The organism is Cupriavidus sp. IDO (genome assembly GCF_000812465.1).
Classification (GTDB): Bacteria; Pseudomonadota; Gammaproteobacteria; order Burkholderiales; family Burkholderiaceae; genus Cupriavidus.
On record NZ_JWMA01000024.1, the window covers coordinates 1 to 12,730 of the forward strand.

At 61.9% G+C, this 12,730-nt stretch carries 11 protein-coding genes and 2 pseudogenes; 2 read left to right on the plus strand and 11 right to left on the minus strand.

The window, feature by feature from the left end; all coding sequences use genetic code 11:
• Window positions 1-401 precede the first annotated feature (401 nt).
• A complete protein-coding gene (locus RM96_RS07950; RefSeq protein ID WP_039009505.1) occupies window positions 402-1,322 on the minus strand; it encodes a LysR family transcriptional regulator in 921 nt (306 codons plus the stop codon).
• A 30-nt stretch (window positions 1,323-1,352) separates the two neighbouring features.
• Window positions 1,353-1,595, minus strand: coding sequence for a hypothetical protein (locus tag RM96_RS39295; protein WP_193752413.1), 243 nt, complete (start codon window positions 1,593-1,595; stop codon window positions 1,353-1,355).
• On the opposite strand from RM96_RS39295, the pseudogene RM96_RS36860 reads away from it, so the two are divergent.
• Window positions 1,519-2,218: pseudogene (locus RM96_RS36860) on the plus strand (IS6 family transposase). The gene RM96_RS39295 and the pseudogene RM96_RS36860 overlap by 77 nt on opposite strands.
• 109 nt (window positions 2,219-2,327) lie before the next feature.
• Here the strand turns inward: RM96_RS36860 and RM96_RS38515 are convergent.
• The 8 genes and pseudogenes from RM96_RS38515 to RM96_RS08000 form a co-directional block, all read right to left on the minus strand.
• A pseudogene (locus RM96_RS38515) lies at window positions 2,328-2,468 on the minus strand (IS256 family transposase); the annotation flags it as partial.
• Window positions 2,469-2,679: 211 nt separating this feature from the next.
• Entirely contained in the window at window positions 2,680-3,120 is a 441-nt protein-coding gene (locus RM96_RS07965; protein ID WP_052279383.1) for a Zn-ribbon domain-containing OB-fold protein, read from the minus strand.
• Window positions 3,121-3,138: 18 nt separating this feature from the next.
• Window positions 3,139-4,311 carry a thiolase family protein gene (locus RM96_RS07970; protein WP_039009506.1) on the minus strand — a complete coding sequence of 391 codons (1,173 nt, stop codon included), beginning with the start codon at window positions 4,309-4,311 and terminating at the stop codon, window positions 3,139-3,141.
• Window positions 4,308-5,099 carry a crotonase/enoyl-CoA hydratase family protein gene (locus RM96_RS07975; protein WP_039009507.1) on the minus strand — a complete coding sequence of 264 codons (792 nt, stop codon included), beginning with the start codon at window positions 5,097-5,099 and terminating at the stop codon, window positions 4,308-4,310. Before RM96_RS07975 ends, RM96_RS07970 begins: the two co-directional genes overlap by 4 nt.
• Before the next feature lie 48 nt (window positions 5,100-5,147).
• Window positions 5,148-6,659, minus strand: a complete 1,512-nt coding sequence (locus tag RM96_RS07980; protein ID WP_039009508.1) for a class I adenylate-forming enzyme family protein — start codon at window positions 6,657-6,659, stop codon at window positions 5,148-5,150.
• A gap of 76 nt (window positions 6,660-6,735) precedes the next feature.
• Complete coding sequence (locus RM96_RS07985) at window positions 6,736-7,908, minus strand: acyl-CoA dehydrogenase family protein (RefSeq protein ID WP_052279384.1); 1,173 nt, start codon at window positions 7,906-7,908, stop codon at window positions 6,736-6,738.
• 80 nt (window positions 7,909-7,988) lie between these two features.
• Window positions 7,989-8,963, minus strand: coding sequence for a hypothetical protein (locus RM96_RS07990; RefSeq protein WP_238587152.1), 975 nt, complete (start codon window positions 8,961-8,963; stop codon window positions 7,989-7,991).
• A 999-nt stretch (window positions 8,964-9,962) separates the two neighbouring features.
• Window positions 9,963-11,474 carry an aldehyde dehydrogenase family protein gene (locus RM96_RS08000; protein WP_039009511.1) on the minus strand — a complete coding sequence of 504 codons (1,512 nt, stop codon included), beginning with the start codon at window positions 11,472-11,474 and terminating at the stop codon, window positions 9,963-9,965.
• Window positions 11,475-11,796: 322 nt separating this feature from the next.
• Between RM96_RS08000 and RM96_RS39865 the strand changes: the two genes are divergently transcribed.
• Entirely contained in the window at window positions 11,797-12,027 is a 231-nt protein-coding gene (locus tag RM96_RS39865) for a tyrosine-protein phosphatase (RefSeq protein WP_082016458.1), read from the plus strand.
• Between the two features lie 458 nt (window positions 12,028-12,485).
• On the opposite strand, the gene RM96_RS36870 is transcribed toward RM96_RS39865, so the two are convergent.
• Window positions 12,486-12,698: a hypothetical protein gene (locus RM96_RS36870; protein ID WP_082016459.1), complete on the minus strand. Its 213-nt coding sequence runs from the start codon at window positions 12,696-12,698 to the stop codon at window positions 12,486-12,488.
• Window positions 12,699-12,730 lie beyond the last annotated feature (32 nt).

Sequence of the window (12,730 nt, forward strand, 5' to 3'; positions counted from 1 at the left end):
AACATTGAACCATTTACATGGGAACAACTAGGACGCAAAAAATGGCGCAAAGGCGCGCCATGTCTTGCTTAGCTGCGTTTCGGGCCCTCAAACTTCGGGCTAGCCGTTAACAAAATCTGTTGAAACGCAAAACGGGCCCCGTCTTTCAGATGGCGCCCGCTTTTTTTGCCTGTAAACAAGGGTTCTGCGCTGGAGAAAGCCACCCCTTCCTCTCCAGAGACGCAAGGTCAATACGTAGCGTTTGCGTCACACGCTGTTTGGGGCTTGCGCGGTTGCCTTCGTATGAGGCCGGACCGTCGCAGCGACCCGAAGCGGCCTTGCAGGTTTTCGCGACGGCTACGACTGCTATTGAGGAGCAACAGCCGCAGGCCCGTATGCGCGCCCTAAGATGTGGGCGCCGGTCATACCGCCGCGTCGTACTGACGGATCTGCGCCGCTAGTCGTTGCAGCAACCGGTTCGCCGCAGGCGAAAGCTGGCGGCCCACGCGCGTGATCAATTGAGCCTCCGGACTTTGCAGCAACCGGTTCTCGACCGGGATTGTCGTCAATTGGCCGGCTTCCAGCTCAGGGGCAACCGCGATCCGCGTCAGAAACGTGAAGCCGAGATTGTTGGTTATGAACAGCTTGAGCAAGGTGACCGAATTCGTTGTCAACGCTGGCGTCAGTCTGACGCGGTCGAGCAGCATCGCCGCCTCCACCAGCCGCCGCGTGCCGTGCTCCGGATGCGTCAATGCCAGCGGATAAGGAAGCAAGTCCTGCAGCGTGACCGATTCTAACTTGCCGGCGAGCGGAAAATCCGGCGCAACGACCGCGTGCATCGGTTGACGCGATTCAGCGCGGCTGACGACCTTAGGGTCGGGCGACGGGTTGAACGCTAGCCCGATGTCGGCCTCGTCCTCGGCCACGCGACGCACCACTTCGTTGGTGCTGCACTGGTCAACTGTGAGCGAGATTTCCGGGTGGCTTTCGCGGAACTGCCGTATCGGGCCGCCGACCATCGTCGACGCGAAGCCTTCACCCATGACGACAGTGACCTGGCCGCGGCGCAGTCCGCGCAATTCCTGGATCTTCGAAACGAGATCGGCCTGATGGGCGCGCTGCTGGGAGAAGTACTCGAGCAGCAGCGCGCCTGCCTCGGTTGGTTTGACGCCGCGCTTGTTACGCTCGACGAGCGGCGTGGCAAGTTCCTCCTCGAGCAGTGCGATCTGCCGACTCACGGCCGAGGGCGCGATGTCCAGGAAGTCGGCCGCGGCGCGCACCGTGCCACAGCGCACCGCTTCATACAGGTAACCAATACGGCTTTCGGTGTAGGGGGCTGGCATGCGGTCGTCCCAGACGTAGCGTGTAGGCGCCTATTCTGGCACGCCAGCGGAATTGGGGAGTATGTCTCTCCGCCGTCTGCGGCGCATGACAAGCAATACGGCCACGATGACCGGTCCTTCGATCAAATCAGTGTCGGCAAAGGCACTGTCACGTTGACGAGGCGGTATCGTAGGATGCTGGTTTGAAGAAGACGAAATCGCTCGATTCCCTGCGGCGGTCATCAGCCATGCGGTGCGCTGGTACTTCCGCTTCCAATTGAGCTTGCGGGACATCGAGGAACTGCTCTTTGAGCGCGGTGTGGTGGTGAGCTACGAGACGATCCGCCGTTGGAGCGACAAGTTTGGCGCTGGCTTTGCCAGTCGGGTGAACGCGGCGCGGGGCAAGCCGGGCCGCACGTGGCATCTGGACGAGATGTTCGTGACCCTGCGCGCGAGCCCTACCTCCAGTGGCGGGCAGTTGGCGAACATGGCGCCGAACTCGACATCCTGCTGCAGAAGCGTCGCGAGAAGGGCGCTGCCAAACGCTTCTTCCAGCGGGTGCCGCGCGGCTGCCCGACACCGCGCAAGATCGTCACCGACAAGCTGCGCAGCTATGCGGCGGCGAGAGCCGACATCCCGGCCCGATCCAAACACGTCTTCGTCAAAGCGGCTGCGCGGGTCACAACCACCGGGCCGAGAACAGCCACCAGCCCACCCGTGAGCGCGAGCGACGTATGCGGGGATTTCGAGACCATGAACGGACCCAGGCTTTCCTCTCGAGCTTCGGTCCGATCCGCCAGCACTTCGCCCTCAAGCGGCACCTGCTGCGTGCCTCGCTCTACCGCAAGCAGCTCGCCATGCGGTTCGCGGCCTGGCGTGCATTCACCGGCGTCACCCAAGATCCGTCCGCAGCCTGAAGGGCCCGCTTATTCCGCCGCCCAGTCAACCCCTTCGACCCTCAAGTCGACAAAGCCGTTGCGATGGTTCGCCGGCGATTCGGCCTCGCCGGCGGGGGCCTGCCTGGTCAAGGTGGTGGCCGAGCTCGGTGCGCTCGATCAGCGCCTTCTTAAAGGCCATCGTGGCCGCGTTGACCGCCTCGCCGGTCATCGGACCAGACACCAACTGGTCAATCAGCTCTTCAGGGATCTTCGGCAGTACCGCGCTCATGGCGGCGATCTCCGCGTTCTTCTGCTTCGTTCTGCTTGGTACAAATGCTCCGGTAGGTCGTGTCTTGCCTCACACAAAATTCTGGACAGGCTCCCGAAGCCAAGCACATCAGGCCGCCGCGGCCGGTCCGAGGCCGTCCCGAGCCCGTCTTGGGCCTTGCGCCTTGCTTGCCCAGGGCCTTTAAAATTCCTATGCTCCGCTGCCACCTCGTCTACTGCTCCGGTTGAAACATCAGTAGGTGCATGCCATCGTCTATCGGCAGCCAGTAGGGCACGACCTTCATGCCGATGCAAACCTCATCCAGCGCACAATTGACCAGGTTGGCAATCACATTGACGCCGACATCGAGGGTCACCGACGCGACCACATAGGGCTCGTGCCCACGAAAAGCCGCGGCGGCGCGCCGCACCACGGTCCATGAGAAAATTTCGCCGCGACCCGAGGCCTCGCGCCATTCAATGTCGGTCTTGCGGCCGGTGAAGATGCTGGTTGGGCGCGGGTAATGCTGATATTTGCCGGTTGCCCGGCAGTACTGGATGACCAATTTCTTCTCGCGTGTCGCCGCCCAGAATGGTTGCGTGAAGCTGGATGGCTTGATCGCGCGCCTGACATCAAAGGTATCGTTGAGAAGATCGGGAGTAGCTGTTGCCATTGTCGCCTCGCGTATTGATCATGCGTTGGGAGCCAGGACCAGGGCGCTGCTCGTGCCCCAGTTGCGCGAGTAATTGATCCAGCCGATGCCACTCACCAGCGCATTGGCGGTATTCCTTACCTGACGCGCACCGCCCTCGCCCATCAACTGCCTCACTGCCTCGGTCAGGTTGTGCGAACAGCATGCCGCTTGCCCCGCCGAGATCTGGCCGCCGCCGGTATTCAACGGTAGATCACCATCGAAGGCAAAGTTCATTTCGCGGATGAACTGCACGCCCTGACCAGGCCCACAAAAGCCGAACGCCTCGAGCTGCAGCATGATCGCGATGATGAAATCGTCATAGGGATGAAACGATGCAACATCCCTGAGCGCGAGTCCTGCCTGGGCGAGGGCGCGTTTGCCGCAAACTTCGTGGCCACTGCGGGTAACATCGACGAAGTTCTCCCCACCCAGGAAGTTGGTTCGCTCCCCGTAGCCGATCGGTGTGACGAACTTGTCGATGCCCTTTTCCCTGGCGCGTCGCCTGCTGGTCATCAGCAGGCCCGAAGCGGCGTCGCAGCGCATGACGCAATCGAGCAGACGTATCGGGTCGGCGATCATGCGCGAGTTGAGGTAGTCATCGATAGTAATCGGCTTGCGCAGCTTCTCGCAGGCGTTGTCGTTCAACATGGCATGGGCACGCTGGGTGACCGCGAGCTTGCCCAGCATCTCGTAGTCAAGTCCATACTGATGCTCGTAGCGCCGCGTCAGCAAGCCGAAAGCGTCGGGGGGGCCGAATACACCGTACGGATCAGCCCACTCGCGGCGGAAACTTCGGTCACCTCGGTTGTTTTCCGCCACGCCAGTATCGGCGAACAGCAGCAAGACCGTGGTGCATAGGCCGGCATCGATCGCTGCCGCGGCACGTGCGACGCTGCCGGTGGCTGAACAGCCGCCGATATGCACCTGGTCGCAGTAGTCGAGTTCCAGGCCGAGCTGGTCGGCCGTAACCTGTGCCCAGAAGCTCTCACCCGCCGCTGTCAGCCCGAACCCGGCCATGACCAGGCCGTCGATCTCCGCCTTCTCGAAGCCGCTGCGCTCGAGCAAGGCGTCGAGCACCTCGGCATCAAGCTCCCAGACGTCGCGGTCGCTCTTCTCCATGATCTTGGTTTCGGCATAAGCGACGATCGCCGATTCGCGTAGGCAGTTCACAGCGCCCCTTCCCCTCCCGGCGCCTTGATGGGCGCCGCTTTCTTGTTCAGGAACTCGCTCAGACGCGCGGTCGTTTCGGGGCTGAGGGTATATTCACTGACCAGCCGCTCGACGAAGATGCCATCGTCGTAAGACATATCCCGGATGCGCGGCAAGGCATTGGTGATGGCGAAATTGGTCAGCGGCGCGTTGGCGCAGATGCGCCGGGCCAATGTGACGGCCTTCTCCAGCGCCTGCCCCTTGGGCACCACATACTGCACCGCGTTGAAGCGCAGCGCCTCGTCGGCGTTCAGCACGCGTCCCGTCAACATCAAATCCGTCATGAGGGCGGTCCCGATCAGCCGGCTGATCCGCACCGAGCCGGCGCCGCCGACGAAGATGCCACGCTGGCCTTCAGGCAGGGCGAAGAACGCCGTTTCGTCGGCGACCCGAATATGGGTGCTGGCCGCGGCCTCGAAGCCGCCACCGATGGTGGCACCATGCAAGGCAGAGACGAAGGGTATCCTGCCCCGAGCGATCAGCTCAGTGTCGTAATTGCGAGGATACGGCAGTTTGTGGTCCTGGCCGCTTTCCCACATCGACGCGGCGTAGGCGAGATCCAGCCCACCGCTGAAGCACTCCCCATGACCGAACAGCACGCCGCACCTGGCCTCTTCACCCGCGCGCATCACCGCCGTATGCAACTGCTTATGCAATTCGTCGTTGAAGGCATTACGCTTTTCCGGACGGTTGAGACCGATAATGGCAACGTCGCCATCGAGTTCATAACTCACTACTTCCTTGCTCATTTCTTTCTCCTTCGATGTTTCGTTCATTTCACGAGGGCAACAGCCCGGTCATCCCTGCGCCACTGCATCGACGTGGGCGAGCAAATTTCGTTTGAGCAACTTGCCGGTGTCAGTCATCGGCATGGAGGGCAGCACGCGAAACAGTGCCGGTTGCTTGTAGGGCGCCAGTTGCTCCCGCAGGTAGCCGCGCAGTGCTTGCTCATCAAAACCCATGCCGTCGCGAAGCTCGAGGAAGGCGATCACCCTCTCGTTGCCATCAGGCTCTCGCTGCCCAACGACCGCCGAGCGCCGCACGCTGGGATGCTGATTGAGCACCGCTTCCACTTCTGCCGGATACACATTGAAGCCGGAGCGGATGATGAGCTCCTTCAGTCGGCCGACGATGAACAGCGCGCCGTCCTCCCCCAGCCGCCCAAGGTCACCGGTGGCATACCAGCCGCCGGGACGGAACGCCTGCCGGGTAGCCTCGGGATCTCGAAAGTAACCGGGCGTCAGATACGGCCCGGCGAGCCAGATCTCCCCGGTCTCTCCCGCCGCTACATCACGATGGTTGGCGTCCACGATGCGAATGGACATGCCTTCCAGGAGATAGCCTGCGGCGGTGTCCTGGCGCCGCACGTTGCTTGCGGTGGCGCAGCCGACCGGGGATTCCGAACTCGCATAACCGTGGTGCAGCGGCAGGCCGAAACAAGCCTCCACGCGCTCCTTCAGCGCGATATCGAGTGGACTGCTTCCCGTGTAGATGTAGCGCAGATGCGGCGCTGATGGCCGGTCAATGCCATGCGTCTCGAGGTGGGCAAGGAGGCGCGAATACAGCGCCGGCGGGCCTTGCAGTTGGCTGACCCGATGATGGGCGAGTGCGTCGAGCACATCAGCGGCAGAGAAAGTCTGCTGCAAGACCAATGTTGCGCCCGAAAGAAGCGACGAGGCCAGCACGGCGGCAAGGCCAAAGATATGGGTCATCGGCACGAACAAGCACAGGCGATCGTCGCGACCCAGGCCGCGCGATTTGCATGAGACGCGCGCGGCATGCAGCACGGCCGCGTGGGTCACCATGACGCCCTTTGGCCTTCCGGTGGTGCCGGAGGTGGAGATGATCGCCGCGACGCGCTCGGCTTCGCTGCCTTGTTCGGCGACTGCCTCAAGGCGCACGTCGCTGTGCATGAGTCCGTCGAGCGTCGATGAGCGGGCCTGGTGGCGCCCGGCATGGGTCATTGCCGCCGCAGAGACCCCCGTGGTGAAGTAGATCAGCCGCGCATCGACCAATTGCGCAAAGGCATCGACTTCGCCGGCTGCCATGCGGGCATTGACTCCGGAGGACCAGGCGCCGACGCGACTGCAAGCAAGCAGCAAGGCGATATGCTCGGTGCAGTTTTCCGTCACGATTACCACCCGATCGCCGGGGCGCACGCCCAAGGCGAGCAGTTCCGTCTCCAGGGCGCTGGCCATCGCGCCGACCTCGGCATAGGTCACAGTGCGATCGGGGAGATGGATGAATTCGCGGTCGGGCTCACTCGCGAGCCACGGCTCGAGGAGTTCGTGGATGCGGCTTGGATTCATGGGTTCTCCAAAAGGAAACAGATTCGGGCGCGATGAATTGCCTGGATCGGCAATGCGCCTCGGCGCTCCAGTGCCATCAGCCGAACACATTCAAGGCATGCCGGGCAATGGCGGCCTTGAGAACGTCGGTCGGCCCATCGGTGATCAACATGCTGCGCTGATCACGCCAGAACTTCTCGATCGGCAATTCGGTCGAGAGTCCGATACCGCCGTGGACTTGCATGCATCGATCTGCAGCTTCAAAGGATTTGCTGTCACCGAAATTCTTCACCATGTAAGCTTCCGTGCGAATGTCCTCGCCGCGATCGTGTTTCCACGCTGCGTGCCTGACCATCAGTTCGAGCTGGTGCCACTCGAGGTAGGAATCGGCGATCAACCATTGCACGCCTTGCCGTTCAGCAAGCGGCTTGTCGAAGGTCACCCGCTCCTTCGCGTAGCTCGCGGCCAGTTCGAGACAGCGCTCCATCACCCCGCAGGCCTTGGCGCCGTGACGCACCCGAAGTACGGTGAGCACTTTCTGTGCGTGCTTGAAGCCTTCGCCTTCGGCGCCGATGCGATTTTCCACCGGCACTCTGACATCGTCGAAGGCGATTTCCCAGGGCGTGTCGTCGACCAGCATCTTCTGTGCGCGCAGCAGTTTGACCCCGGGAGATTTCATGTCGACGATGAAGGCAGAGATCCCGCCGTGCGAGCCCTTTGTGCGGTCGGTCGCGGCCATCAGTTGCGCATAATCGGCATCAGCCGCGCCCGTGATGAAGCGCTTGAAACCGTTGATCACGTAATGATCGCCGTCGCGCACGGCGGTAGTCTTCATGCCTCCGGGGTCCGAACCCGCATCGGGCTCGGTCTGGGCAAAGCACCATTTCAATTCGCCGCGCAATGTCGGCAAGAGAAAGCGCTCCTTCTGCGCAGCGTCGAGTTCATAGAGCACGGGGTACACCGTCGCGCCGAACGGATTGATTGCCCGCACCGGCAAGGCCACCGTGCGGGCGAGTTCCGACCACACGATGGTCTTGGCGAGCAGGCCGAAGCCCAGCCCGCCGTATTCGACGGGCACATCGAACTTGTCGAGTCCCAATTCTTTCCCGAACGCCTCGACGCGGGCACGCAGTTCGGGAATCAGCTTGTCGTCCTTGCGTGCGGTGAGTTCGGCCGGAATGAGCTCCTGATTCACAAAGCGGCGCAGCGAATCCTTCAGCATGCGCAGTTCTTCCGGCAACGCAAAATTCATCATATCGTTTCCGTCCATACCCATTTCCTTTCAGTGCCGCTGCGTGCGCGCACGGCGACGGCGTGCACGCGGCTGCCGTTGGCCGCGCTGGCTAGCGCTCAGCGCGATGAATTCGACTCGATGTACTGGTTGAAGAAGGTCACCATCTCCGGCGGCAACCTTTTCAGTTCGACAATGACGCGCTCGCCGTCGGCACCATGGACGAAATGTGCCGGCGCCAGCGTCACCTTTTCGTACTGCGCGATGAATTGCGGATCCTTCGCCATCCTTTCCACGGCGCTGCGCAGTTCAGCGACGGCAGCGTCGGGGGCATTAGGCGGCATGAAGATCACCCGCGGCGTGCGCGAGATCCGGTTCAGGAACTGCAGCGCTTCCCACTTCGGCCCGCTAGGGTTCGCATTGGAGCCGTGGATTTCGCGATAGAGCTCCAGGAAGGTGGGCACATCGGGCAGGTTGGGACTGCGTCTGAGGTTGCCTTCGCCGCGCTCGTACTGGAAGAGCGGAATCGCGAGGCCCTTGTCCACCAAATTCAGCTTGGCAAAGGAGTTGTAGCCGGGCAAGGAATTACTGACCAACTGGATGTCGCCCTGGAGCAGCGCCACTTCGGCCTCACGCGTCCCCTTGTAGCCGGGAATGATCCGGTATTTGGCGCCGAGCAGATCAAGGGCCAGACTCTGGCGCAACGCCGACCAGTCCGAACCGTTCGAAAGCACGGCGGCGCGAAACGTATTGACTTTGGCAATGTCGGCAGGTTTGGCGATGCCCGGGGCGGTGTCACGCCGAATGTAAAGAAGGTTGGTCTGCTCCATGCCGGCAATGAACTTGAGGTCGTTGAATTGGACCCGCAAGTTCGGATGCTTCAAGATCTGCTGCATCGGGTCCCAGGTAAAGAAGCCGATGTTGAGCTTATTTGTCTCGGAGACGTCGCCGAGTTGGTTCACGGCGATCATGCCGCCGGCGCCGGCAACGTTGCGAACGACGACACCGCTGGTGCCTTTCAGAAAGCGCGGCAGATGTTGCGCAAAAACGCGCGCCTCCAGGTCGGTGGGGCCGCCCACCGGGAAATTGACCATCACATTGACCAGGCGGCCGGCAAACTCTTGCGCATGCGCAATGCCCGTGCCAGCGCAGAGCATCGCCAAGCCGCAGGCAACGCTGCGAAATTTAGTCATCAGACGCATTTCTCAAACCTCCTGATAGTCGACATGAAGTGAATCGCGACGCCTGTAGCTCCGCTGATCGAGTCTGCGGGCGTCGCGCGGCACAACGAATCGCTTGGCGCGATCGAGCTCTTCTCCGCTTCGCGGTCAGCAGGCGGCGTGGATCGGAATCACCGAAGACTCCGCCACGCGCGGCCCCGCATGCCGCGCACTACCCTAATCTGCGCCCTTGGACGTGAGGAACACGTTTACCCACCCAGCGCGTTGACGCGCACGACGCGCCTCGGATCGGCCTTGAAAGAAAGATACGTGAGCGCCGCCAGGTGGCTGGTGTGGGTGACGCCGTAGCGCTCAATCATTGCATCCAGTTGCTCGGCATCGGCGACGTCGAACCTGCACGAACTCTCCGCGTGCCAGCGGACGCACCGCCTTCAAGGCTGCAGCCCTGGCCTGCACGGACTCCTCGACCAGCCTGGCGAGATCATCGCATGGATGAGCTCCGACTCGCATGACCAAAATCCGTAACTTATATATAGGTGTAGGAAGAATATAGAATGTCATATTGACTTTCTTCTAGGGATATCCATAAGTCCTACATAGGACAACGTGCGGTGCGATTCGCGGCTGATGGGCTGGTTGTACACGATGCCATGCTGTTCCAGACGTGCGTGTAGATACCGAGTGCATGGGTGCACCTACGCGGATTAGGTGAAGTATCCAGGCTCATCGAGTCGCTCGAGGCTCGCTGGCAGAAGTCGCGGTCGCGCAGGGCGCCCCTCGAGCAGCAGCACGGAGCCTGTCTTGCGCTCGGCGAGTCCGGTGGCAAGCGTGGCGCCCCGACTCGCCGGCGCCACGCTTGCCACGGAGTCGAAAGTTTCGCTATGTTCCATGTTCCGAAAGGCTCCTGCGATGTCACGAACGGCCCACCCGGGTCATGGGCGTGGCGGCGGTCTGGACCCACACGCTCTTGGTCTGCGTGTATTCGTAAAGCGCCTCGACGCCGCTCGTGCGCCCGTAGCCGCTGTTCTTGTAACCGCCAAATGGCGAAGCAACATGCACGGAGCGGTAACCGTTGATCCAAAATGTGCCGGCGTCCACCTGGCCCGCCACACGGTGCGCGCGGGCGACGTCGTTGGTCCACACCGCGCCAGCCAGGCCGAATTCGCTGTCATTGGCGATCGCGATCGCTTCCTCCTCCGTGTCGAACGGAATCGCGGCGATCACGGGTCCGAAGATCTCGGTGCGGGCGACTTGCATGGAGTTCGAGACGCCGGCGAACAGCGTCGGCTTGACGTAATAGCCGCCTGGCTCGAAATCTGTGGTGCCGGCCGCGAGCTGGGCGCCTTCTGCGACGCCCGCAACGATCATCCGCTTGATGTGCTCGTACTGGCCGCGGTTGCTGATTGGCCCAATCTCCGTCGACGATTCGAGCGGATGCCCGATGCGCAGTCGGCGCGCGCCGTCCGCCACCTTGTCGACCAGTTCGTCGTAGACTCGGCGCTGCACGAGCAAGCGCGATCCAGCGGTGCAGCTCTGGCCCGTGCCCGAGTAGACGGCTGCCTGGGCGCCAATTGCGGCCATGTCGAGGTTTGCGTCTTCGAAGACGATATTCGCGGACTTGCCGCCGAGTTCAAGGATGCAGGGGATCAGATGCCGCGCAGCAGATTCGGCGATCTTTGCGCCCGTTGCGGGCGAGCCCACGAAGACGACCTTGCGCACGATGCCGTTCGCGATCGCCGCCTGCGCCGTCGTGTGACCGTAGCCGGCTAGCACGTTGACGAGTCCGGCGGGCAGGCCGGCCTGTTCGGCCAGCGAGGCGACCGCCAGCGACGTGAACGGCGTCAGCTCCGATGGCTTTAGCAGCGCGGCGTTGCCCACGGCGATGGTCGGTGCGACCTGCCAGCCGAACGACAGAATCGGGATGTTCCACGGCGTGACATGGAGGATGGTCCCGTACGGCTCGCGGCGCGTGTAGTTGAGGTGCGTCGTTGGCACGGCGATTACGTCGCCATGGAACTTGTCGGCCCAGCCCGCGTAGAACTCGAACATCTCGGCCACCATCTCGGCCTCGCGGCGGCTGTCGCGGATCGGCTTGCCGGTCGAGATCGACTCGAGGCGCGCGAGCGCTTCGCCATGCTCGCGGATCTTCGCCGCCACCGCGAACAGGGTGCGCCCGCGCGCGGCGTGGGTCATGCCCCACCAGGTCTTCTGCGCCTCTTGCGCGGCCATACAGGCGAGCGCGGCCACGTCGGCGCCGGCGTCGCGATAGCTGACGCTCTTTTCGCCGGTCGCGGGGTCGAACAACTGGATTTCGTCCCCGCTGCCCGGAATCAGCTTGCCGCCCACATACGAGCCGATTTCCGTGGCGCCCGGAAAGAACTCGGCGAAGGCCGCCACCAGGAATCCTGCTTTCGATTGCTCCATCGTGAATGCTCCAGTCAGTTGTGTTCGTCCGGGGCAGTATGGTTGGAGGGGGAGGCCTGATCAATGACACACAATGAGCAATCGTGTTCTGAAAAAGAGAACACTAGCGCAGCGTGCTACTTGATGTGAAGACAGTGGCGCCGCTGTTGACTAGCTTTGTCCCGAGACGTCAAATAGCAGTCCCGAAATGTCAAATTACCGGTCTTATCTCGCCAATACTGGCTCGCTCGCCCGAAGGGTTATTTCGGTGCAAGTGAAAGACCGCGGCCCCGACGTTCACGCAGACGAGTACCACGTTCGGGGCTGTCCTTACGGCAACGCGATGCGGCTAGAGAACGTCCAAAACTTGCGTGATCTGGGCGGGCTGCGCAGCAGCGACGGGAGGCGCGTGCGCTGGGGCCGATTGGGGCACTCCTTCATCGGCCAAGAGATCCATTCGTCTCCCAGCAGTTGGATGTCTCAGATGGGTCTGCTGCCGGCTGGCACAGGCGCAGCGGATCTCAGAGGCGAGACGACGCTTGCCAGCAACCCGTCAACGCCCTATTTCCGATGAGGCTCACAATCGTAAAATTCGGCCGCCGAATGCCCGTGGATCACCTCACCCCCGGTAAATCGGCTACCGTCGGCAGGCAGCCACGCGGTAATCGGATGACGGGTTACAGGGCTGAACTGACGCCTGAACGTCCGACTGATGACATATCTGAACGGCGGCTCATGGCCGAACTCTGCCGTCGGACCATCGTGGACATGGACGTCTCCTCAGGCAAAGTGACGTGCGAGGTGCCGTCAAACATAGAGCTGCCGACGAATTCGACTTATACCCTAAAGGCACATAGTTCGAGGGGGAGCCGCCAGAGACTTAGGCAAGGTGGTGTTTCAAGCATCAAAGCCTTGCGATGTATAAATACATCGTAATGCACCGAAACTTCCAAGCGCCGGCGACAACGCCGGCGCTTTTTCTATTACGTGATTCGTACGTCGGGGGCCTTGGTGGCGTTCCCTTTGAGCATGTTATGTCTCGGGCAATGCCTCCCACTCCTCCCCATCATCAAGAATAGGATGGGTATCACTCACCACAGTCAGCGGCTTGCCACGATGGGCCAGCGCAAATCGCGATATCGCGCCGGCTTGCCCTTCGGGCATAGCTTGGCAGTCCGGACCTAATGTCCCTACCCACACATAGCGCCCGGATTCAAGGCAGGCAAGGTAATAAGCCACACTCATGTTGTCCTCTCCTCCTTTCATTTTTGCTTCGC